The 21,913-nt window shown below is 71.4% G+C and carries 24 protein-coding genes; 9 read left to right on the forward strand and 15 right to left on the reverse strand.

From position 1 onward, the window contains the following. Positions 1-24: 24 nt before the first annotated feature. The 8 genes from VKN16_02065 to VKN16_02100 are packed head-to-tail and all read right to left on the reverse strand — an operon-like array spanning position 25 to position 9,844. Complete coding sequence (locus VKN16_02065; GenBank protein ID HME92987.1) at positions 25-690, reverse strand: DJ-1/PfpI family protein; 666 nt, start codon at positions 688-690, stop codon at positions 25-27. A 29-nt stretch (positions 691-719) separates the two neighbouring features. Continuing rightward, positions 720-1,385, reverse strand: a complete 666-nt coding sequence (locus VKN16_02070) for a redoxin domain-containing protein (protein HME92988.1) — start codon at positions 1,383-1,385, stop codon at positions 720-722. A gap of 24 nt (positions 1,386-1,409) precedes the next feature. Next, a complete protein-coding gene (locus VKN16_02075) occupies positions 1,410-4,532 on the reverse strand; it encodes an adenylate/guanylate cyclase domain-containing protein (GenBank protein HME92989.1) in 3,123 nt (1,040 codons plus the stop codon). Next, positions 4,529-7,213: an AMP-binding protein gene (locus VKN16_02080; protein ID HME92990.1), complete on the reverse strand. Its 2,685-nt coding sequence runs from the start codon at positions 7,211-7,213 to the stop codon at positions 4,529-4,531. The genes VKN16_02075 and VKN16_02080 overlap by 4 nt, the downstream gene beginning before the upstream one ends. Positions 7,214-7,226: 13 nt before the next feature. Beyond that, positions 7,227-7,718: a VOC family protein gene (locus VKN16_02085; GenBank protein ID HME92991.1), complete on the reverse strand. Its 492-nt coding sequence runs from the start codon at positions 7,716-7,718 to the stop codon at positions 7,227-7,229. Then, on the reverse strand, positions 7,715-8,047 hold the full coding sequence (locus VKN16_02090) for a Lin0512 family protein (protein HME92992.1): 333 nt from the start codon (positions 8,045-8,047) through the stop codon (positions 7,715-7,717). The genes VKN16_02085 and VKN16_02090 overlap by 4 nt, the downstream gene beginning before the upstream one ends. Positions 8,048-8,063: 16 nt before the next feature. Further along, positions 8,064-8,831 carry an SDR family oxidoreductase gene (locus VKN16_02095; protein HME92993.1) on the reverse strand — a complete coding sequence of 256 codons (768 nt, stop codon included), beginning with the start codon at positions 8,829-8,831 and terminating at the stop codon, positions 8,064-8,066. Continuing rightward, positions 8,828-9,844, reverse strand: a complete 1,017-nt coding sequence (locus VKN16_02100; GenBank protein HME92994.1) for an LLM class flavin-dependent oxidoreductase — start codon at positions 9,842-9,844, stop codon at positions 8,828-8,830. Before VKN16_02100 ends, VKN16_02095 begins: the two co-directional genes overlap by 4 nt. Before the next feature lie 196 nt (positions 9,845-10,040). Here VKN16_02100 and VKN16_02105 point away from each other — a divergent pair, with 196 nt between their 5' ends. Next, entirely contained in the window at positions 10,041-11,756 is a 1,716-nt protein-coding gene (locus VKN16_02105; GenBank protein HME92995.1) for an amidohydrolase family protein, read from the forward strand. Positions 11,757-11,769: 13 nt separating this feature from the next. Further along, complete coding sequence (locus VKN16_02110) at positions 11,770-12,768, forward strand: SDR family oxidoreductase (GenBank protein ID HME92996.1); 999 nt, start codon at positions 11,770-11,772, stop codon at positions 12,766-12,768. A 9-nt stretch (positions 12,769-12,777) separates the two neighbouring features. Here VKN16_02110 and VKN16_02115 read toward each other — a convergent pair whose 3' ends face one another. Next, on the reverse strand, positions 12,778-13,752 hold the full coding sequence (locus VKN16_02115; protein HME92997.1) for an ABC transporter substrate-binding protein: 975 nt from the start codon (positions 13,750-13,752) through the stop codon (positions 12,778-12,780). A gap of 166 nt (positions 13,753-13,918) precedes the next feature. Here VKN16_02115 and VKN16_02120 point away from each other — a divergent pair, with 166 nt between their 5' ends. Genes VKN16_02120 through VKN16_02135 form a run of 4 tightly spaced genes read left to right on the forward strand, consistent with a single transcriptional unit; the run spans position 13,919 to position 16,085 of the window. Then, on the forward strand, positions 13,919-14,419 hold the full coding sequence (locus VKN16_02120) for a low molecular weight protein arginine phosphatase (protein ID HME92998.1): 501 nt from the start codon (positions 13,919-13,921) through the stop codon (positions 14,417-14,419). Further along, positions 14,416-14,703 carry a hypothetical protein gene (locus VKN16_02125; GenBank protein ID HME92999.1) on the forward strand — a complete coding sequence of 96 codons (288 nt, stop codon included), beginning with the start codon at positions 14,416-14,418 and terminating at the stop codon, positions 14,701-14,703. The genes VKN16_02120 and VKN16_02125 overlap by 4 nt, the downstream gene beginning before the upstream one ends. 36 nt (positions 14,704-14,739) lie before the next feature. Continuing rightward, positions 14,740-14,946 (forward strand): hypothetical protein, encoded by a 207-nt coding sequence (locus VKN16_02130; GenBank protein HME93000.1) that lies wholly within the window; start codon positions 14,740-14,742, stop codon positions 14,944-14,946. After that, positions 14,943-16,085 carry a hypothetical protein gene (locus VKN16_02135; protein HME93001.1) on the forward strand — a complete coding sequence of 381 codons (1,143 nt, stop codon included), beginning with the start codon at positions 14,943-14,945 and terminating at the stop codon, positions 16,083-16,085. Before VKN16_02130 ends, VKN16_02135 begins: the two co-directional genes overlap by 4 nt. A 32-nt stretch (positions 16,086-16,117) precedes the next feature. Here the strand turns inward: VKN16_02135 and VKN16_02140 are convergent, their stop codons facing one another. Together VKN16_02140 and VKN16_02145 are read right to left on the reverse strand one after the other, a co-directional pair. Then, positions 16,118-16,528, reverse strand: a complete 411-nt coding sequence (locus tag VKN16_02140; GenBank protein HME93002.1) for a VOC family protein — start codon at positions 16,526-16,528, stop codon at positions 16,118-16,120. Further along, positions 16,525-16,902 carry a DoxX family protein gene (locus VKN16_02145; protein ID HME93003.1) on the reverse strand — a complete coding sequence of 126 codons (378 nt, stop codon included), beginning with the start codon at positions 16,900-16,902 and terminating at the stop codon, positions 16,525-16,527. Before VKN16_02145 ends, VKN16_02140 begins: the two co-directional genes overlap by 4 nt. A 184-nt stretch (positions 16,903-17,086) precedes the next feature. On the opposite strand from VKN16_02145, the gene VKN16_02150 reads away from it, so the two are divergent. Genes VKN16_02150 through VKN16_02160 form a run of 3 tightly spaced genes read left to right on the forward strand, consistent with a single transcriptional unit; the run spans position 17,087 to position 19,622 of the window. Beyond that, positions 17,087-18,025 carry a dihydrodipicolinate synthase family protein gene (locus VKN16_02150; GenBank protein HME93004.1) on the forward strand — a complete coding sequence of 313 codons (939 nt, stop codon included), beginning with the start codon at positions 17,087-17,089 and terminating at the stop codon, positions 18,023-18,025. Between the two features lie 5 nt (positions 18,026-18,030). Next, a complete protein-coding gene (locus VKN16_02155; GenBank protein ID HME93005.1) occupies positions 18,031-18,870 on the forward strand; it encodes a serine hydrolase in 840 nt (279 codons plus the stop codon). An 11-nt stretch (positions 18,871-18,881) separates the two neighbouring features. Beyond that, positions 18,882-19,622, forward strand: coding sequence for a PIG-L deacetylase family protein (locus VKN16_02160; protein ID HME93006.1), 741 nt, complete (start codon positions 18,882-18,884; stop codon positions 19,620-19,622). An 87-nt stretch (positions 19,623-19,709) separates the two neighbouring features. Here the strand turns inward: VKN16_02160 and VKN16_02165 are convergent, their stop codons facing one another. The 4 genes from VKN16_02165 to VKN16_02180 form a co-directional block, all read right to left on the reverse strand. Next, positions 19,710-20,111, reverse strand: a complete 402-nt coding sequence (locus VKN16_02165) for a hypothetical protein (GenBank protein HME93007.1) — start codon at positions 20,109-20,111, stop codon at positions 19,710-19,712. A 59-nt stretch (positions 20,112-20,170) separates the two neighbouring features. Beyond that, on the reverse strand, positions 20,171-21,220 hold the full coding sequence (locus VKN16_02170) for a 2-oxoglutarate and iron-dependent oxygenase domain-containing protein (protein HME93008.1): 1,050 nt from the start codon (positions 21,218-21,220) through the stop codon (positions 20,171-20,173). A gap of 84 nt (positions 21,221-21,304) precedes the next feature. After that, positions 21,305-21,589: a hypothetical protein gene (locus VKN16_02175; GenBank protein HME93009.1), complete on the reverse strand. Its 285-nt coding sequence runs from the start codon at positions 21,587-21,589 to the stop codon at positions 21,305-21,307. A gap of 17 nt (positions 21,590-21,606) precedes the next feature. Continuing rightward, entirely contained in the window at positions 21,607-21,828 is a 222-nt protein-coding gene (locus tag VKN16_02180) for a YMGG-like glycine zipper-containing protein (GenBank protein HME93010.1), read from the reverse strand. Positions 21,829-21,913: the final 85 nt, after the last annotated feature.

Raw genomic sequence — 21,913 nt, forward strand, 5'->3', positions numbered from 1 at the left:
GCGCCGTCGCGCTCCACGCCGGGCTCAGGCCGACGAGCGCAAGGCGGCCGCCTCGCGCTCCATGCGGGCCCGCATGCGCTCGCGCAGCGAGGCCACGATGTGCGGGGGCGCCGACTCGGGCGAGCCGGCGTGGAAGGGCGGCTGCGGATCGTACTCGATGCCGAGCTGGATGGCCTGCGCCACCTCCTCGCCCGCGATGCGCGCGGCCAGGGTCAGGGCCATGTCGATCCCCGAGGAGACGCCGGCCGCGGTGATGACCTTGCCCTGCTCCACCACCCGCTTGAGCGTCGGCCGCGCCCCGTACTCCGCGAGCCGGTCGAGCGACATCCAGTGGGTGGTGGCATCGAGCCCCTCCAGGATCCCGGCCGCGGCCAGCAGCAGGGAGCCGGTGCACACCGAGGTGGTCCACTGGCTGGTCACGTGCGCGCTCCGGATCCACTCCAGCAGCGGGTTCGGGCTCATGAGCGGCCGCGTGCCGAAGCCGCCCGGCACCACGATCACCTCCGGGTGCGGCACCGCGGAGAGCGGCTCGTCGGCCACGAGGGTGAGCTGGCGGTTGTCGGTGCGGCACGGGCCCGGCGTCATCGCGATGAAGCGCACGCGCGCGCCGGGCAGCCGGGAGAGCACCTCGTAAGGGCCGATCGCGTCGAGCGCGGTGATGCCCTCGAACAGCGGGATCGCGATGTCCATGGCAGTCGTCGTCCTCCGGGAGCGGCACGCTAGAGGCCGCGGGCCGCGGTCAGGATCTCCTCATCGCTCGGGAACTTCGAGAGGTCGTCGATCCGCTCGGCCGCCTCGACCTGGCGCCAGCGCACGATGCCTTCCCGATCGATGAGGAAGTGCCCGGTGAGCTGGGTGCCGTGGGCCGCCGCGATGTGCTGGTCGACCTCGTTCGGCTCGAACCCCTCCTTCTTGTTCATGGTCTCCATCGCCTCGAAGCAGTTCTGCGCCGCGGGCAGCTCGCCGGTGGGATTGATCGGCGTCGCCAGGAACTGACCCAGCGTGGCGCTCTGGGGCCACGACGCGGCCCGCTCGTCATCGACGACCGCGATCGCGGGCACCCGGTACGCCTGGTGGGTCGCCGCCTCGGGGTCGGCGGCGAGGAGCACGCGCGCCGGACGGTACTTGAAGTAGAGGCGCGCTCGCTCCGCCGGTGTGTTGACCACCGCCAGCGTCTCCACGCCGATCGCTCGGAGCTTCTCCTGCGTGGTGCCCAGCTGCACGAGCTGGCGCCGGCAGAACGGTCAGTGCAGGCCGCGGAACAGACCCACCAGCACCGGGCTGCGCCCGCGATAGTCGTCGAGCGAGACCTGGCCCTCGCGGTTCACCGCGGGGAGCCTGAACGCGGGTGCGGGATCACCGGGACGCAGCAGGGTGGGTGCCATCGGTAGAGCCTCCTCGTGCTCGGATCAGTCCAGGAACGGTAGCACCACGAGGGCGTCGGGCTCGAGCCCGGCTCGCTCGCAGATCGCCTGGGCCTTCTGCATGAACTCCTCGGCCCGCCTCTCGTCGCCCAGGTCCAGATGGACGGTGGCGAGGCCATCGTAGCAGGGGAACAGGAGCTGCGGCTCGTCGGCCTCCTCGGCCAGCGCGAGCGCCTCGCGGTAGTGCGCGATCGCGCGGGTCGGATCGCCGTGGCACTGGTAGATCTGGCCGAGGACGATGAGCGGCACCGCGAGATGGTCGAGCTGGCCGAGGCGCCGGTCGAGATCGATCGCCGCGTTGGCCGCGCCCACCCCCTGCTCGTCGCAGCGGTTGGTGAGCGCGCAGTAGGCCACCGCGAGGTTGGCGTAGAGGCGCGACTGGAACCCGAGGTCGCCGATCTTCTTGGCGGTGTCCAGCCCGGCCGCGGCGGTCTCGATGGCCCGCGCCGGATCCAGCGTGCTGTAGAGCACGCTCAGGTTGGCGAGCCCGCGACAGGCCGCCTGCAGCAGCCCGTTCTCGCGCGCGAGCGTCACGCTCCGCTCGATGTGCTCCACCGCCTCGGCCAGCCGACCCAGGCGCGCGAGCGCGACGCCGAGCGTGTTGTGGCTCTGGGCCGCCGCGGTGACCGCCTCCGCGCGCCGGTCGCCGTCGAGCGCGGGATCGGCCACGAGGCGCTCGGCGTGAACGCGCGCCTGCTCGGCCCACTCCAGGGCCCGCGCGCTGTCGCCGCCGCGGAAGGCCAGACGTCCCATCTCCTGGTACAGATGCGCGCGCTCGATGTGCTCACGATCGTCGCCGAGCAGGGCGAGCCCGGCCTCGAAGCACTGCAGCGCCCGGGAGCGCGCGCCCGCGTCCCAGTGCAGCCCGCCGGTCTTGCGGAGGATCCGCGCCTGCGCGGGCGCGTCTCCGGCCGCGCGGTGCCCGGCCTCGACGATCTCGTACTCGTCGAGCGCGGCCGAGCGCCGGCCGATCGGTCCGAGCAGATCCGCCATCCGCTCCCGGGCCACCAGGCGATCCGCGTCCACCCCGTCGCAGCCCTCGAGCGCGTCGAGGGCGCGCCGGTAGTGCACGATGGCGTCCGCGTTGGCGTACATGCCGGACGCCCAGTCGCCCGCCGCCATGAGGTAGCGGGCACCGCGGCGCTTGTCGGCGCCGAGCGCGCAATGATGCCCGAGGGCTTCGAGCCGCTCGAGGCTCTCGGGCTCGCCGTCGGCTTCCAGCGCCGCGGCCACGCGCGTATGCAGCTCGGTCCGCCGCGCCACGAGGATGTTCTGGTAGACGATCTCCTGCAGGAGCCCGTGACGAAACCGGTGATCGGGGCCCGGGGTGATCAGGTCGGTCCGCACCAGCGTGTCGAGGGAGGGATCCACCCGAGCCGGCTCGGCCGAGATCGCCCGGAGCAGCGGCACCGCGAAGCGAGGCCCGATGACCGCCGCCTCCTGGATGACCCGGCGCTCCGTCGCCTCGAGCCGGTCGAGCCGCGCGAGCAGCAGCCCGTGCAGCGTTGAGGGGACCGGGCGCGTGGCCGCGTCCTCCGCGCAGCGCCACCCCTCGCCGTCGCGAACCAGCACGCCGGCCGCCACCAGCGCCCGCACCACCTCCTCGAGGTAGAGCGGGTTGCCGCCGGCCTGGCGGAGGATCGTGGCCCGCAAGGACTCCGGAATTTGCCCGGTGGAGTCCCCGAACCACGCGGTCAGCAGGTCGAGGCTGTCGGCGCGCGACAGCGGAGCCACCTCGATGGCGGTGTGCGGCGCGCGGCTCGTGCCGAGCGCGTCCGGCTCGAGCGTCGGGCGGTACATCAGGAGGACCAGGAGCGGGCGATCCGCGAGGCGATCGGCGAGCGCGCCCAGCAGCTCGATGGACGCGGCGTCGGCCCAGTGCAGATCCTCGACCAGCAGCACCAGGGGGCCGATCGCCAGCCGCCGCTCGGTCAGGATGCCGGTGGCCATGAAGATCTGGCGCTTGAGCTGCTCGGGCGGGAGGTGGCGGGTGCGGACGTCGTCGCGCTCGAGGCCCAGCACCTGTGCGATCGCGGCCAGCATGGGGGCGCGCTCCTCCGCGGCGACGCCGAGCGTTTCCAGGCCCGCCGCGAGCTTGCTCCGGGCGAGATCGACCGAATCGCCGGGTTCCACTCCGTACGCGTCGCGCAGGAGCCCGGCCACCGCCCCGTACGTCTGCTCGCCGAGCGACGAGCACGCGGCGCGCCGGATCACGGTGCCGGCGAGGCGACCGGTGGCCTCGAGCCGGGCAAAGAACTCGCGCTGCAATCGCGACTTCCCGGCGCCCGGCTCGCCGATCAGGCTCAGCACCTGGGCCCGGCCCGCGCGCATGTCGTCGAAGGCCGCCTCCATCCGCCGCAGCTCGCGCTCGCGGCCCACGAGCGGGGCGGCCAGCCCGAGGCCCTCGAGGCCGCGGGCCGAGCGGGGCGCGGCCAGCGCGTCGAGCAGGCGATGCGCCGTCACCGGCTCGCTCTTGCCCTTGAGCCGGAGCGCCTCGCCGGGCGCGAACGTGAAGGCGTGCTGCGTGAGCTGATACGTGGCGTCGCTGACGAAGATGTCGCCGGCCGGGGCCGCGCTCTGCAGCCGGGAGGCGGTGTTCACGGTGTCGCCGGTCACCGCGTAGGCCGCGTCGGCGGCCGCTCCGATGCGCCCGGCCACCACCGGGCCGGTATTGACGCCGACGTGCAGCGCGAGCGGCCGGCCCACCCGCCGCTCCCAGCGCCGGTTGAGCGCGCCCATCCGCTCGCGCATCAGCAGCGCCGCGCGCAGGCTCCGCTCGGGATCGTCCTCGTGCGCGCGCGGGGCCCCGAACACCGCCATCACCGCGTCGCCGACGAACTTCTCCACGAAGCCCTCGTAGCGCTCGATCGACGCGGACATCTCCCGGAACAGATCGCTCTGGATCGCGCGCACGTCCTCGGCGTCGAGGCCTTCGCTCAGCGCGGTGAACCCGGCCAGGTCCGCGAAGAGCACGGTGACCGGCCGGCGGTCTCCCTCGGGAGCCGCGGGCGGCGGAGGCGGAGGAGGAGCCGGCGCGAGCCGCATCCCGCACTTGGGACAGAATGCGAAGTCGGCGGGGGCCTCGAAGCCGCAGCCGCCGCAGGTCATGGCGTCGCGGACGGGACCCGCTGCAGGCGGGCTTCGAGCCGCGAGGCGAAGGCGGCCACGTGGCGGGTGACGCACGTGTGGTGGTCTCCGGGCACCGTCTCGACCTCGAGGTCGGACAGCAGCGGCGTCCATCCCAGGTCCGGCCGGCGCACGCGCAGCGCCTCGGCGCGAAACAGCACGACGAGCCCGTCGTACGCCGCGGGCACGTAGCTCCGGATCGCGCGGCGATAACGCCGCCACGCCGCCCCGGTCACGTCGATCGGCGCCGCGTGCAGCCCCCGCTCGCCGCCCGCGCCGACCAGCCGGGGCATGCGGTCGACCGCCTCCATCAGGCGCCCTCGCACCGCGCTCATCCGGGGCCGGCGCGCGACGCGCGCGAGGCCGGCGAAGCGCGTCGCGCCGGACCGCGCCCGCTCGAAGGCGATCTCGGCGGCCCAGCCCGCGCGGGCCACCACGCTCGCCCGCGCGGCCCCGGAGAGCGGGGCGACGCGCGCCAGCGCCGCGGCGGCCCGGTTGATGGCGCGCGCCGGCCATGCCGGCGCCGGCGTGTCCACGAGGACCACCACGTCCACCCGCTCGCCGGCGGCCCGCAGCTGCCGAGCCATCTCGAGGGCCACGATGCCGCCATAGCAGTGGCCGCCCAGCACGTACGGGCCGTGCGGCCGGATCGCGCGCACCGCGCGCACCCGCTCGGCCGCGATCGCGTGGACCGTGGCGGGCAGCGGGCGATCGAACCCGTGGAGATGGATCGCGTACACCGGACGGTCCGGATCGAGGGCGCGGCCGAGGGCGTGCGTGTAGAGCCCTCGCCCGTGGTCGTTGTGCACGAAGACGAGCGGCGCGCGCGCGCCGGAGGCGCGCAGCACGGTGAGCGGCTCGGTGAGGCCGCGATCCGCCCCTTGCAGCGCGGCGGCGACCCCCGCGACGGTGGGCGACTCGAGCAGGGCCGACGGGCCGAGCGCGCGACCGCAGGTCTGCTCGATCGCCCCGAGGAGCGCCGCGGCCAGCAGGGAATCGCCACCGAGGTCGAAGAAGTCGTCGGTGGCCCCGATCGGAGCCGCGTCGAACAATTCCTCGAACAGTCCCGCGATCTGATGCTCGAGCGGCGTGCGCGGCGTGACGAACACCTCGGGACGCGGGGCGGGCCGGGGCGGCGGCAACGCGGCCCGATCCGCCTTGCCGTTGGCGTTGAGCGGCATCGCGTCCAGCACGACGAAGGCGGACGGCAGCAGATGCGCAGGCACGCGATCCTGAAGGAACCCGCGGAGGGCCGCCGCCGTCGGCGGCGGTGTGGTCGTGCTCACCAGGTACGCGACGAGCCGCAAATCTCCTGAATCTCCGGCCACCGCGGTCACCACCGCCTGTCGGATCGCCTCGTGCTCGACCAGCGCGGCCTCGACCTGCCCGGGATGCACCCGGAAGCCCCGCACCTTCACCTGGTCGTCCTTGCGCCCGAGCAGCGTCAGGCACCCGTCGGCGGCGAGCCGGCCGATGTCGCCCGTCCGGTAGACTCGCACGTCGGGCTCCGTGGGGTCGGCCGCGTAGCGCTCCCGGGTGAGGTCGGGCCGGCGCCAGTAGCCGTCGGAGAGGAATCGACTGCGCACCACGACCTCCCCGGGCTCGCCGGCCTCCACCGGCCGACCGTCGTCGTCGACGATCAGCACCTCCGCGCCCTCGAGGGCGTGGCCGGCGGGCACCCGGCCGCTCGGCAGCGGCGTGTCGCGCTCGACGTGGTGCTCGGTGATCGGGCTGAACTCGGTCGCCCCGTAGCTGGCCACCAGCACGCATCCCGGGGCGAAGCGCTCGCGGAATCGCTCCACGTCCTGCCGGTAGAGCGGCTCGCTGCCCAGGTGGACGAGCCGCACCGAGGCGACCCGCCGCTCGATGCCGGGTTCGGCGAGAAGCGGCCGGAACATGCTGACCGCCGAGCCGAGCACGGTGACCGACTCGCGCTCGATCCAGGCGGCGAGGGCGCGCGGCCCCGCCTGCGTCATGTCCCACGGCAGCAGCACCGCGCCGGCGGAGAATGCGGCGGTGAGGTCCCGCATGCCGGGCATCGCGCCGAGCGAGTGCAGCAGGCTCACCCGGTCGTCGGGTCCCACGCCATGGGTCGCGAGCGCGCAGCGGACGCGATGGAGCAACGCGCGGTGACTGCGGACGACACCCTTGGGCTCGCCGGTGGAGCCCGACGTGTAGAGCACGCACGCCGGGTGGCCCGGGGCGATCGGGACCCGGCGCGGCTCCGTCGGCTCGCGCAGGTCCAGCTGGTCGACCAGCACCGTCGGGCATCCGGGGATCCGGCCGTCGAGCGCGGCCGCTCCGGCCGCGTCCGTCAGCACGCACGCGGCCTCCGCGTCGCGGATGATCGCCGCGAGGTATCCGGCCGGGTTGGCCGGATTGAGCGGCACGCAGCAGCCCCCGACCTTCCAGGTGGCGACGACGCAGAGGCTGGCCAGCACCGGGTCGGAGACCAGGATCACCACCGGCGCGCCGAACACGGCGGCCCGCCGCCCGATCGCCGTCGCCAGCGCATCGGAGCGGCGATCGGCTTCCGCGTAGGTCAGCCGCACCGGACCCTGCGCGAGGGCCAGCGCGCCGGTCCGCACCGCGGCCACCCGGGCGAAGCGCGCCGGCAGTGAGCCCTCGACCTCCTCGGCGGAGAACGACAGGGGCGCGCTCACCTCCCGGCTCGTCTCACGCCGACCGCAGATCCGACTCCTGGGGCATGGGGATCCCGCGGCGGGCCAGCTCGCCTTCCAGGTCCAGCGCCCGCGTGCCCGCCGGCCGGCCGGCCGGCACCGTCCAGAACACCTCGAACTCGAGGCCGTCCGGATCCTTGGCGTAGAGCGAGAGGCTCACGCCGTGGTCGGAGGAGCCCACCAGCGCGCGCGCGTCGATGAGCTTCCGGCGCGCGCGCACCAGGTCGGTCAGCTCGCCCACCTCCCACGCCGAGTGGTACATGCGCACCGCCCCCTCATCGACCGCGCCGACGCCGGGCTGCTCGAAGAGGCCCAGGTGGTGGTCTTCGCTGCTTCCCGCGATGCGCAGGAACGCCGCGTTCGGATAGCGCGTCTTCACCTCGAAGCCGAGGACGTCGCAGTAGAAGCGCACGCTGCGGTCCACGTCGGAGACCCAGAGCACGAGGTGCTGCAGCCGCTTGAGCCCGATGCCGGTCGGGGCGCTCATGCGGGATACTCCACGCTGACCGTGATGGCCGCGCACGCGATGATCGTGTCGGCGTCGGGCACGCGCAGGCCGCCCGCCACCGGCCGCACCGTCACCTCGCCGTGGGGCAGCTCCTTCTTCACGCGCTCCACGTCCACCGTGCCCGGATCGGGCACACCCACCGTGACGTGCACCAGCATGCGTCCGCCCTTGGCGCGCACGTCGGTGAAGAGCGGCAGGCTCGAGTGCCGGATCGCGTCGGAGACCGCGCGGCACGCCGCCTTGGTGCCCTCGTTGCCGTGCACGTCCACGCCCATCCCGAACTCCAGCACCATCGGTTGTGCGGCCACGTCGTTCTCCTCTCGGTTATCCGATCACGCTGCCGCCCATGACCCGAATCGTGTCGCCCGTGATGTAGGCGGAGGCGTCGGAGGCCAGGAACAGACACGCCTCCGCGATCTCCTCCGGACGACCGAGGCGGCCGAGCGGGATGCGCTTGAGCTGCTCCGGCCCGCCGGGCGGCGCCTGGCGGAACTCAGGGTACCACTCGGCGTAGCGGCGCTCGGTGTCGATGGTGCCCGGCACCACCATGTTGACGCGAATGCCGGACGGGCCCAGCTCCGCGGCCAGCGCGCGCACCAGGCCGAGCAGGCCGGTCTTGGCCGCGGTGACCGCGGCGGTGCCCGAGCGCCCGGTGATGGACGATTGCCCGCCCAGGGCGATGAGGCTGCCGCGCCCGCGCGCCTTCATGCCGGGCACCACCGCGCGGGCCAGGTAGAAGGCGGAGTGCAGGTTCACCGCGAACACGCGGTGCCACTCTTCCAGCGTCGTCTCGGTCACCGACCTGTGCGGCCGGATGGCCGCGTTGCACACCAGGACGTCGATGGCCCCCAGCACCGCGAGGCCGCCCTTGACCATGTTCTCCACCGCCTCCGGGTCGCCGATGTCGCCCAGCACCGACACCACGCGCACGCCGTGCTTGCGGCACTCGTCGGCCACCGTCTCGAGCTCCTCGCGATTGGCGCGCGTGTTGAGCACGAGGTCGGCGCCCTCCGCCGCGAAGGCCAGCGCGATGGCGCGGCCGATGTTGCGGCTGGCCCCGGTGACGAGCGCGGTGCGGCCCGCGAGCTTCATGCCGACGGCCGGAGCCGGGTGGCGTGCGGCATCACCTCGGCGGTGAAGAGATCGATGTTGGCCTCGGCCTCCGCCTCGCTCATCTCGCCGAACATGAGCCGGCAGGTCATGTAGGTGCAGCGGCTCGCGGTCATCTGTCGCTCGAATTCCTCGCGCACCTGCGCGGGGGTGCCCGCGATGGCCACGCCGCGGCTCCGCGCCTCGTCGAAGTCCCGCGCGAACCGGATCGGGATCGAGCCGAAATCGCGCCAGAGCTTGGTGAGGTTGGCGTACCACACCGCGTAATTCGCGCGACCGAGCGCCATCGCGTCGCCCTCGGTGGGTGCCACCACCACATGACGTCCCATGCCGAGACGGGGCATCGCGGCGTCGCCGTGCTTGCGCTGCCACACCTCGCGGTAGCGCTCGAACAGCGGGGCCGAGCCCTCGGCAGGCAGGTTGGTGATGACGTTGACGCGGTTGGTGGCGGCCCACTCCGCGCCGGCCAGGTGGCCGAGACCGTACCAGAGCGGCGGATGCGGCTTCTGCAGGGGCTTCAGGATCATCGGGACTTTTCGATAGACGTATCTGGGCCCGCGATGCTCGAGCACGTCGCCGGTCAGCCCCTGGAGGATCACCTCGAGCCCCTCGCGATAGATCTCCTCGGTCTCGAGATGGTGGAGGTTGAAGTACGCCATCTCGTACGGCACGATGCCGCGCCCCACTCCGAAGTCGAAGCGTCCGCGCGACAGATGATCGAGCATGCACACTTCCTCGATGAGCCGCAGCGGGTCGTAGAGCGGCAGGCAGTACACGCACGGCCCCAGGCGGATCCGTCGCGTCCGCTGGGTCGCCGCGGCGAGGAAGATGCCGGGCACCGGGGCGAGGCCGAGCGGCGTGGCATGGTGCTCGGCCAGGTGGTACGAGTAGAAGCCCGCCGCGTCGTACTTCTCGAGCAGGCGCAGCCGATGCTCGTAGAAATCGGCCACCGGCACGTCCCGCCGATCGAGGTGATCGAAGATGCCCAGGTCCATGTGCCCTCTCGAGGCCCGCCGCCGGCTCAGCGGTTCTGGTGGCGTGGCCGGCAGGTAGCGTATCAGCAGGCCCTCGAGTAGGCCAGACGGACGGTCCGCCAGTCGTGCAATTCGTGAAATTGAGCACCAGCAGGCTCTGGAGTACCATGGGCCCGCTTTCAGAGTGACCCCGGCGGGGCGGAGAGGAGCCAGCGCGATGTCCTATGACCTCCTGATCAAGAACGGATGGGTGGTGGACGGGTCCGGGCTGCCGCGGTTTCGCGCGGACGTGGGAGTGAACGACGGCCGGATCGCCGCCATCGGTCGACTCCGTGAAAGCGCCCGGGAGGTCATCGACGCGGATGGGCGCGTGGTCGCGCCGGGCTTCGTGGACGGTCACACCCACATGGACGCCCAGATCTTCTGGGACCCGCTCGGGACGTCGTCGTGCTGGCACGGCATCACCAGCGTGGTGATGGGCAACTGCGGCTTCACCCTGGCCCCGTGCGCGAAGGAAGACCGCCACCTGGTCATCCGCAACCTGCAGCGCGCCGAGGACATCGCGGCCGAGGCCATGGAAGCCGGCATCCAGTGGCGGTGGACCACCTTCCCCGAGTTCCTCGACGTGCTCGACTCGTTGCCGAAGGGCATCAACTACTCGGGCTACATCGGCCACTCCGCGCTCCGCACCTACGTGATGGGCGAGCGCGCGTTCGACGGGGCCGCGAGCGAGGACGACCTCGCCAAGATGGAGCGTGAGCTGCGCAACGCGCTGATGGCCGGCGCGATCGGCTTCACGACGTCCCGATCACCCAGTCACGAGACCCCGGATTCCCGGCCGGTGGCGAGCCGCATGGCCTCGTGGGACGAGGTGCGGCGCCTGGTCGGGGTGATGGGCGAGCTGAACGCGGGCATCTTCGAGCTGGCCGGCGAGGGCGTGGACCGCAAGGTCGATCATCCCGACCTGCCCGACTACCACCGCCGCCTGAAGGCCCTGGCCGTGGAGACCGGCCGGCCGATCACCTTCGGCCTCTTCACCCGCAAGGACGCGCCCGACATGTGGCGCCACTACGTGAAGCTGATCGAGCAGACGGCCGCCGCGGGCGGGCGGATGTTCGCCCAGGTGCACAGCCGCGCGCTCTCGCTGGTGCTCTCGTTCAAGACCCAGATGCCGTTCGACCGCCTGCCGGTGTGGAAGGAGCTGCGCGCGCTGCCGCTCGGCGAGCAGCAGGCGCGTCTGCGCGATCCCGAGCTGCGCCGGAAGCTGGTCGAGGCCTCCCGCGAGCGGGACACCCGCAAGGCCCTCGGCACCGAGGCCCGGCAGGCCGCCTGCGAGTGGATCTACGTGCTGGACTCGGTGGACCCGCCGCACCGGTCGGTGGCCGAGATCGCGCGCGAGCGCGGGATCGACCCGGTCGAGGCGATGATCGACCTGGCGCTGGAAAAAGACATGGATCGCTTCTTCTTCCACCCGATCGCCAACGAGAACCAGGAGCTGGCGCTCGAGCTGATCAAGCACCCGCAGGCGGTCGTTACGTTCTCGGACTCGGGAGCGCACGTCTCGCAGCTCATGGACTCATCGCTGCAGACGTATCTGCTGAGCCACTGGGTGCGCGCCAAGCAGGCGCTGACCCTGGAGCAGGCGGTGCGCATGCTGTCGTTCGTGCCCGCGTCGTACTGGGGCTTCACCGACCGCGGCTTGATCCGCGAGGGCCTGGCTGCCGACGTCGTGGTGTTCGACCCGGACACCATCGCGGCCGAAATACCCGAGGTGGTGACCGACCTGCCCGCGGGGGCCAGGCGGCTCATCCAGCGCACGCGCGGCATCGCGGCCACCGTGGTCAACGGCGAGACCCTGCTGCGCGACGGCAAGCACACCGGCGCGCATCCCGGACGGCTCCTGCGCGGCCCGCTCGCGCGGTCGGCCGCGTAGGGGGAGCGCGATCATGGCCAGGCTGCTCGAGGGCAGGACCGCGCTCGTGACCGGCGCGGGCCGCGGCATCGGCCGCGGCATCGCGATCTCGCTCGCGAAGGAAGGCGCGAAGGTGGTGGTCAACGACCTGGGCGCGGGTCTGGACGGCGAGGGCATCGCCACCGGACCGGCCCAGCAGGTGGTGGACGCGATCGTGAAGGCGGGCGGCACCGCTTCCGCCAACTACGGCTCGGTGGCCGACCACACGGCGGCCAACGAGATGGTCGAGCAGGTCGTGAAGACCTACGGCCGGATCGACATCCTGGTCAACGTGGCCGGGATCCTGCGCGACCGCATGATCTTCAACATGAGCAAGGAGGAGTGGGACGCGGTGCTGGCCGTGCATCTCGACGGCACCTACTTCTGCACCCGCGCCGCCTCCGTGCACATGCGCGAGCAGAAGTACGGGCGCATCATCTCGATGTCCTCGGTCTCCGCGCTCGGCTCCCCCGGACAGCCCAACTACGGCGCGGCCAAGGCCGGCATCATCGGCCTCATGTGGTCGACCGCCAACGGCATGGCGAAATACAACGTCACCGCCAACTCGATCATGCCGAGCGGGGCGACGCGCATGATCGACTCCACCCCGCGCGGCCGGCAGGTGTTCGAGCAGACCGGGAAGTGGCCGAGCGAGCAGGCCATCGGCACCGACCGCGATCCGGACAACGTGGCCCCGCTGGTGACCTTCCTGGCCAGCGAGCAGGCCGGGCACATCAACGGGCAGGTCTTCCATTCGTTCGGTTACGGCTATACGTTGATGGCCCTGCCCGAGCCGATCCGCCGCATCGAGGCCGACCGCAAGCTCGAGCCCGCGGAGCTGGCCAAGCTCTTCCCGGAGACGCTCGGCAAGAACCTCCACGAGCCGCCCGGCACCAACTTCGGCAAGAGCCTCGCCGAGCGGCCGAAGGGCGAGTGGCAGGACCTGGGCCGAGGCGTGCGGTACTGGCAGTCGCCCTGGGAGCCGCGCTCCTAGCCGCCGCGGTCACTCGATCAGCTGGTCCGCCCGCAGCAGGAGCGACTGGGGCAAGGTCAGCCCCAGCGCTTTCGCCGCCTTCAGGTTGATCATCAGCTCGAACTGGGTCGGCTGCTCGACCGGCAGGTCACCCGGCTTCGCGCCCTTGAGCACGCGGTCGACGTGGGTGGCCGCGTGCCGCCACATGTCGGTGGTGCTCGTGCCGTAGAACATGAGCCCGCCGGCCCGGACGTACTCCCGCTCCCCGTACATCGCGATCAGCCGGTGCTCGTTCGCGAACTCGACGACCCGGGATCGATACGAGGCGATCAACGGATCCGCGGTGGTCATGAGCGCCTCGGCCCGGCTCGAGCGGACCGCCACCAGCGCGGCCTGCAGGCTGGCCTCGTCGTGGACCCCGAGCGGCTCGACCGAGGTTTGCAGGGAGCGGCCCCACTCCTGCGTCTCCCGCATCGCCAGCACGCTGGCCGCGTTCTGGTCGTTGTAGAGGAGCGCGACCCGCACAGTTCGGGGCGACACCTCCCGCAGCATCTCGAGGCGCTTGCCGTACTCGGGCCCGATGAAGGTGACGCCGGTGAGATTGCCGCCGGGACGGCTCAGGTTCGAGACCAGGCCGGTCTTGTCGGGAAAGGCGGCGCGCCCGAAGATGATCGGGATGCGGCCGGTCGCGGCCTTCGCCGCCATCGTCGCGGGCGTGCCGGAAGTGCAGATGACGTCCACGCGCGCGCCGACGAGAGCCCGGGCGAGATCGGGCAGCCGCTGGCTGTTGCCCTCGGCCCAGCGCGCGTCGATCACGATCGATTGGCCTTCGAGGTAGCCCAGCGCGCGGAGGGCGCCGCGGAGTGCCTCCAGCTCGTAGCCGCCGGAGGCCGACGAGGCCGGCGAGAGCCAGCCGATGCGCCAGGATCGGTGCTGCGTCGCCCGGGAGACGCGCGGCCACGCGAGCATCCACACGAGCACGGCGAGGACGGTGCGCCGATCCATGCGAGGGCCTCCACGCGGCCGCCGTCGGAGCGTTTCGGGTGCGGCCAGCGGGCACGACCTTACACCAGCGTGACCGGCCGGCGAAGCCGGATTTCGCGGCGGGCGATCTGATAGACTGCGGGCAACATCTGGGGTCCTCGCCGGCCTGCCCTCGATCGGAGGCGTGTTGAGCACTGTCCTGCTGGTCTGCCACGCCAACACCTGCCGCAGCGTCATGGCCCACGTGCTCCTGGAGAAGATGCTGGCCGCGCGCGGCACCAACGGCGCGGTGCGGGTGCGCTCGGGCGGCATCGCCAATCACGCCCGCGACGGGATGATCCCCTCCCTCGACGCGCGCATCGTGCTGCGCGAGGACGACATCCATCTGAGCGAGACTGCGTTCGCGTCGACCGATCTGCGCCGCCACCGCGAGATCGTGGCCGCCGCCGACCTGATCGTGACCATGACCGCCCAGCAGAAGGACACGATCGGCGCCTACGCCGAGGCGCAGGGCCGCCCGATCATGACGCTGCACGAGCTGGCCGGCGAGGCCGGCGACGTCGACGACCCGTTCGGCCAGGGCGAGGACCGCTACCGGGCCACCCGCGACGAGATCAAGCGGTGTCTCGAGCGCGGAGTCGATCGCATGCTGACGCTGCTGCCGCAGCGGAAGGAGACGAGCCGATGAGCGAGGAAGAGCACGTTCTCTACGATCCCACCGCCGAGCCGCGCATTCTCGCGACCGGGCTGGCCCCGCGGCTGGCCAGCCTCGAGGGCAAGCGGGTCGGCATCCTCGACAACAGCAAGGCCAACGCGGGCACGTTGATGCTGGCGGTGGCCGAGCGCCTGAAGGAGCAGTACGGCGTTCGTGACGTCGTCAAGCGCGAGAAGGGCATCGCGGGCGCGCCGTCGCCCGACATCCTGGCCGCGCTCACGACGTGCGACTTCGTCCTGGTCGGCAGCGCCGACTGAGGGTCGTGCACGTCGTGGAGTATCCACGGCGCCATCGTGCTGGAGCAGCGGGGGATTCCCACCGTCGTGATGGGCACGTATGAGTTCGAGCAGCTCGCGCGGCTCGAGGCGAAGAATCGCGGGCTCGCCGACCTGCCGCTGGCCCTGATTCCCCATCCGCTGGGCGGCATCCGGGAGGACGAGGTGGTGAAGAAGGCGGAGGGGGCCGTCGAGACCGTGCGGAAGGCGGTCACGCGGCCGTGAGCGCATCGGCCTCCCGCGCGGCCTCCGCCGGTGCGGCCGCCGCCGGCGCGTCCTCCGCCGGCCCGGCCGCCAAAGTCTTCCGTCTCACGGGCGGCTACGCCCACATAAACCGTCACTATCAGGAGCGGGGCTGGACCGACGGCCTCCCGATCGTGCCGCCCACCGAGGCGGACGTGCGCGAGTTCCTGCGCTACACGGATCGCGGGCCGCGCGAGGTGGTGGCGGTGCTGCCGCCCCGCCAGGGCGAGTGCACCGTCGAGCGCATCGCGATCAACGCGGTGATGGCGGGCGGCCGGCCCGAGTACATGCCGGTGATCATCGCGGCCATCGAGACGCTGGCCGATCCCGCGTTCAACCTGGATTCCATCCAGGCCACCACGCATCCGGTGGCCCCGCTCATCATCGTGAACGGGCCGATCGCCAGGGAGATCGGCATCAACGCGGGCTACAACGCCTTCGGCCAGGGCTTTCACGCCAACCTCACCATCGGCCGTGCGATCCGCCTGCTGCTGATGAACGTCGGCGGCGGGCTGCCCGGCACCGGCGACCGGGCCACCCAGGGCAGCCCGGCCAAGATCGCCTATTGCGTGGCCGAGAACGAGGACGCGAATCCGTGGGAGCCACTACACGTTGAGCATGGCTTCGCGCGAGAGACCAGCACGATCACCGCGATCGCCTGCGAGGGGCCGCACAACATCCAGGATCACTACAGCTATACCGGCCTCGGCATCCTGAAGGTGGTCGCGGGCGCGATGGGCCAGGCCGGGAGCAACAACATCCTGGCCGGCGGCCATCCCCTGCTGGCGCTCGGACCCGAGCATGCCGCCACCATCGCGCGCGACGGGTTCAGCAAGCGGCAGGTCAAGGAGTTCCTCGTCGAGCACGCGCGCTTCCCGCTCGCCCGCCTGGGCGATGAGTACCGCGCGCACCTGATCCAGCGCGGCGCCAAGGACGCGCCCGACACCATGGTGCCGGCGGTGCGCTCGGCCGACGACGTGACGGTGATCGTGACCGGGGGCGCGGGCAAGCACTCCTGCTGGCAGCCCACCTTCGGCGATCAGACCGGGCCCGCGCGCCGCGCGATCACCCGGAAAGACGGCGCCCCGCTCCCGTCCGTCGCCGCGCTCGTCCGCGGCTAGTCGGAGTCGCTCCTCCGAGATGCTGGCATAGCTCAGCCGGCCGGCTGGCAGTTCACCATCCACGGCGTCCCGAAGCGATCGACCAGCATGCCGAACCGCGTGGCCCAGAACGTTTGCTGGATGGGCATGGTCACCGTCGCCCCGTCGGAGAGCCGCTGAAAGATGCGGTCGGCCTCGGCGGGATCGGTGAGCTGGATCGTCACCGAGAAGCCCTTCGGCGACTCGAAGTGGCCGGGCGGCGCGTCCGAGCCCATGATCACGTCTTCGCCGAGGCTGAGGCGGGCGTGCATGATCTTCTCCCGCCACTCGGGCGGCACGTGGCCTTCCGCCGGCGTGCCCGCGTGGGGCAGCATCGCTTCGATCTTGCCGCCCAGGCATTCCGCGTAGAACGTGAACGCCTCCTGGCATCGGCCGTTGAACAGCAGGTAGGGATTCACTCTCATGGCTCGCTCCTTTGCACGGGGATGAGCGCGCGCAGCCGGGGGCATCGCAGGAACACACCACCCCACACGAGCAGCGCGACGTAGATCGGGAAGAGAACATGACTGAAGAGCGGACTGCCGACGCGCACCTGCGTCGCGATCGCGCCGCCCAGGTAGCCGGTCAGCAGGATCGCTCCGAAGATGGCGGTTCGCGGGATCAGGTAGACGATGAGGCAGACGAGCAGGACGACCCCGATGCCGACCACCGTGTGCTCGGGATACCCCAGCTGCATCGTGCCTTCCACCGCGATGGGCAGCTTCACGAGCTTGATCACGCTGTCGAACAGCAGGAACAGGGCGACCAGCCCGCTCATGATGCGACCGGCCCAGATCATCGTCATACCCCTGGTCGAACGAGCGGCGGCGGGATCGACACCGGTACTGGTTGGAATCCCGCTCAGCCGACGCATCCTCTTGTACCTGGCCGGAGTCGCGGCGTGGACGCGCGGTCACCTCCGGCCAGGCCGCGTGCTACGATACGGGCCCGTAGACCCATCACCGATAAACAAGGAGCACCCCGTGGCCACAGCCGAGCGCACAGACCGCATCAAGGGCGTCCTCTCCCCGGTCGTCACCCCGTTCAAGGCCGACCTGTCGCCCGATCCCGAGCGCTTCGTGCGGCAGTGCCGCTGGCTCCTGTCCCAGGACGTGGGCCTCGCGGTGTTCGGCACGAACTCGGAGGCCAACTCGCTGTCGAGCGAGGAGAAGATCGAGCTGCTCGATCGGCTGGTCGCGGGCGGCATCGACCCGTCGCGTCTGATGCCGGGCACCGGTTGTTGCGCGTTGACCGACTCGGTGCGGCTCACCGCGCACGCCATGAAGCTGGGCGCGGGCGGCGTGCTGATGCTGCCGCCCTTCTACTACAAGGGGGTCTCCGACGACGGGCTCTTCAAGAACTTCGCGGAGGTGATCGAGCGGGTAGGCGACCGGCGTCTGCGCGTGTACGTCTATCACATCCCGCCCGTCTCGCAGGTGCCGATCACCCTCGGGCTGATCGAGCGCCTCCTGAAGGCCTATCCCGGCATCGTGGCCGGCGTGAAGGACAGCGGCGGCGACTGGAACAATACCAAGGCGATGCTGGACGCGTTCGCGGCGTCCGGCTTCGACGTCTTCGCGGGGAGCGAGACCTTCCTGCTCGCCAACATGCGCCACGGCGGCGCCGGCTGCATCAGCGCCACCGCCAACGTGAACCCCGCCCCGATCGCGCGCCTCCACCGCGAGTGGCAGACGCCGGAGGCCGACGCGCAGCAGGCGCGCCTCGACCAGATCCGCGGCATCATGCAGCGCTATCCGATGATCCCCGCGCTCAAGGCGGTGATCGCGCGCTACGGCGGCGACCCGGCATGGGTCACGGTGCGGCCGCCGCTGGTGGCCCTGACCGACGAGCAGCGCGCCGCCCTCGCGGCCGAGCTGGGCCGCGCCGCGTTCAGCATGCCCGGGCTCGGGCGGGAGGAGTAGACGCGATGAAGGAGCTGGCCGCCCGCCTCGACGCGCTCTGCGACGCGCTGCCGTTCCAGACCAGCTGGTACCTGAAGGACCTGGGAAGTGGCGCTCGCGCCGACCGGCGGGGCGACGTGCCGGTGCCCTCGGCGAGCACGCGCAAGATCTCGATCATGATGGCCGCGCTGAAGGCGGTGCACGACGGCAAGCTGGCGCTGGACCAGAAGGTGACGATCGACTCCAGGTACCAGGACAACGACTCGGGCACGTTCCAGCATCTGACGCCCGGTTTCTGGATCACGTTCCGCGACGCGCTGGTGATGATGATCATCGTCAGCGACAATACGGCAACCGGCCTCGTGGTGGACCTGGTGGGCCTCGGCGAGATCCAGCGCTTCTGCGAATCGATCGGCATGACCGGCACCATCCACCGCTTCGGCATCCCGCCCCGGCTCGGGCCCGATCACGCGCTGGAGCAGGTCACGTCCACCACGCCGAACGACCAGGGCCTGCTGCTCGAGCTGATCCTGCGCGGCACCCGCGACGCCGCGGTGGCGGCGCGCCTGGGCGTGACACCGGATCTGTGCCGCCTCGGGCTCGACATCCTCTCGTGGCAGAAGCTGAAGGCGCGGCTGCCCTCGCAGCTGCCGCTCGGCACGAAGGTCGCGCACAAGACCGGCACCGGCTCGCGCGGCTTCATGGACGCGGGCATTGTGTGGAAGGACGATCGCCCGCTCTTCATCCTCACCGCCTACACCGATCACGTCCCGGCCGCGCTGCCCGACGGCACCCCCGGCTTCACCGCGGCCAACACGCTCATCGGCCGCATGGCGCGCGTCGCGTACGACGCGCTCGCCGGCTAGTCGCTCGGGCCGTGGCCCCGCGCAGCGCGCCGAAGGAGCCGCCCGCTCCCGCGCGGGCCATGAGCATCCACGCGCATCCCGACGACCAGGAGTTCACGGTCGCCGGCACCCTGGCCAAGTGGGCGCGCGCCGGCTGCGAGATCGTGTCGGTGTGCATCACCAGCGGCGGGGCCGGCTCGAACAAGTACACGCCGCTCGACATGACCCGGCACGCGCTGGTCACCATCCGCGAAGACGAGCAGCGCGAGGCCTGCCGCATCCTCGGCGTGAAGGAGACGATCTTCCTCGGCTACGAGGACGGCGCGCTCGAGCCCTCCATCGGGCTCCGGCGAGAGCTGACCCGGCTGATCCGGCGCCACCGGCCGGAGGCGGTCCTGACCGGCGATCCCACCGTGCGCTACTACGGCACCACTTACATGAACCACCCCGACCACCGCGCGGCTGCCGACGTCGCGCTCGACGCGGTGTTTCCGTCGGCGGGCACTCGGCTGATCTTCCCCGAGCTGCTCGACGAGGGCCTCGATCCGCACGAGGTGCGCCAGGTCTACATCCACGGGGCCGAGCGGCCGGATACGTACGTCGACATCGCGGAGTTCCTGGACGTGAAGGTGGCCGCGCTGCGCGCGCACAAGAGCCAGATGGGCGAGTGGGATCCGAGCGAGATGATCACCCAGTGGGCCCGCGAGCAAGGCCGTCGCCGCAAGCTGACCGCCGCCGAATCCTACCGCCGAATGCTGCTGTCGGATCTCTGACCGGGGTCAGGTCTTGCATTACGACATTTCCGCCGCTCGCGCTGTCTGCCCTCGCGCGAGGAAATGTCGTAATGCAAGACCTGACCCCTAACGCGGGGCGACCTGGATCCAGCCGGCCGGGCACTGCGTCACCTGCGGGTAGTAGCCGGCCGGGTCCTGGCAGTAGTACCAGTAGGACTCGGCGGGACGCTGGATGTACGTGGTGGGGGGCGGCGTGACCACCACCGGCGGCGGGGCATAGCGATAGTAGTACGGGCCGTACGGATACCCGTAGTACGGCGGGCCCACGTAGAAGCGCGGGCCCACGAAGACGCGGGGTCCGATGAACACGCGCCCGTGAAAATGCGGGCCATGCCCGTGCCCATGCCCGCGGAAGTGCCCGTGTCCGCGGCCGCCCGCCACAACCGGCGCGCCGGCGCCGGCCACGCCCACCAGGAGCGCGACCAGCCCGAAACCCACCATCAACCGCCCGATCGCCCGAATCTTCATGCTCGACAGTCCGACGGCCCGCCGCCGCGGTCTATTCGACCGGAGCGGTCGGCACGCGGTCAGGAGCCGACGCGCGAGTCCTCCGGCACGTAGCTCTTCCGGTGGAAATAGTTCGCGTTGTAGAAGTCGACCACCAGGTCGCGGTAGACCGCCGGCGGGTAACGCGGCGGGTCGTCGGGGCCGGTGCAGCTCGGCAGGCACTCGATGACCGCGGTCGGCAGCGGGCTGTAGAAGAACGCGATCGAATAGCGATCGGTCCCGGACTCGTTCAGCACCGCGTGCGGCGTGGAGAGGAACCGATCGTTCGACCAGCGCTTCATCATGTTGCCCAGGTTCACCAGGAACGTCCCCGGGATCAAGGGCGGGGCGAGCCATTCGCCCGAGGGCAGCCGCACCGCCAGCCCCGGCACCTCGGTGCGGGCCAGGATGGTGATGAACGAGTTGTCGGTATGCGGGCCCTGCCCGAACTGCTCGTCGTCGCTCACGTCTTGCGGCGGGTAGTGCAGGAAGCGCAGGTTGATGTGGGCCTCGCCGGTGAAGAACGGGGTGAAATAGTCGGCGGGCATGCCGAGCGCGCGAGCCAGCACCGGCAGCATTGTCCACCCGACGCTCTCGAGGGTCTTGAAGTAGGCGACCATGGCCGCGCGCATCGCCCCGCGTCCGTCCGGCCACTGATTGCGGCCGCGCAGCGGCGTGCCCGCCACCACGTCGGGATGATCCGCGGGGCGGTCGTGGCTGATGAAGAAGCTCTCGTTGTAGTTCGGCCGGGTCGCCTTGTGGACGGTCGAAGCCTTCTGGATGGACTGGTTCACCGGCAGGTAGCCGATGTTGTTCTCGTTGATCGCCAGGCGCGCCTTCTCGTCGATCGACATCGCGTGAAACTCGTGAGAGGCCGCGAAGGCGGCGTCCACCACCGTGTCCGGCACCCCGTGGCCGGCCAGATAGAAGAACCCGACCGTCTCGCTGGCGTGCCGCACCTGACGAGCGAGCGCCTCGGACGCCTCCGGATCCGCGGGCCCCGCCCGGAACACGGGCGAGAAATCGATGACCGGGATCTCCCGCGTGGCCTCCTCGACGTTCCTGACCGCCAGGCTCTTGAGGATGTTCATGGCGGAGATCCTAGCGCACCGTCGCGACGGCCGGCAACCGGCGGCGGGGCCCCGGTTCCGACCCCGCCGCCGTTCCGCGAGCGATCAGCAGTTGGGGACCGAGCGAAGCCGGGCCTCGATCGTGTCGCCGACCTTCAGGTCCTGGAGCGTTTCCTTCGACGCCTGGAACTCGTGCGTCTTGCCGCTGGCCTCGGTCACCGCCACCTTGCCGGAGGCCTGGTCGATCCGCACCACCTTGCCTTCGACCTTCTGCGGCGAGCCGGCCTTGGCCGCGTCACACGCGGCCTTGTTGGTCTGCGCCGACGCGGCGCCGACCCAGAGCGGAACTGCCAGCATCGTGCCCATCGCGACCGCCTGGTACCGCTTCATCGAGTCTCCTCCGCACGCTAGTGCTTCGTGATGTCGTAGATGGCGCCGGCGGCGGCACCGACGCCGGTTCCGATCAAGGCGCCCTTGCCGGCGCCGTATCCGGTCCCCGCGCCCACCGCCGCGCCCGCTCCCGCACCCACCGCGGCGCCGCCGACCGTTCCGCACGCGGTCGCGGTGAGCGAGAGCAGCGATAGCCCGATCGTCGCGGACAGGATTCGATTCGCTTTCGTCCTGGTCATGTGGTTCACCTACCTCCTGTACGACTCGATCGTGGCAACCCGCGTGCCAGCGGGACGAATCGCGGGCTCCTCCCGAGATTTCTGT

Source organism: Candidatus Methylomirabilota bacterium, assembly GCA_035315345.1.
Classification (GTDB): Bacteria; Methylomirabilota; Methylomirabilia; order Rokubacteriales; family CSP1-6; genus CAMLFJ01.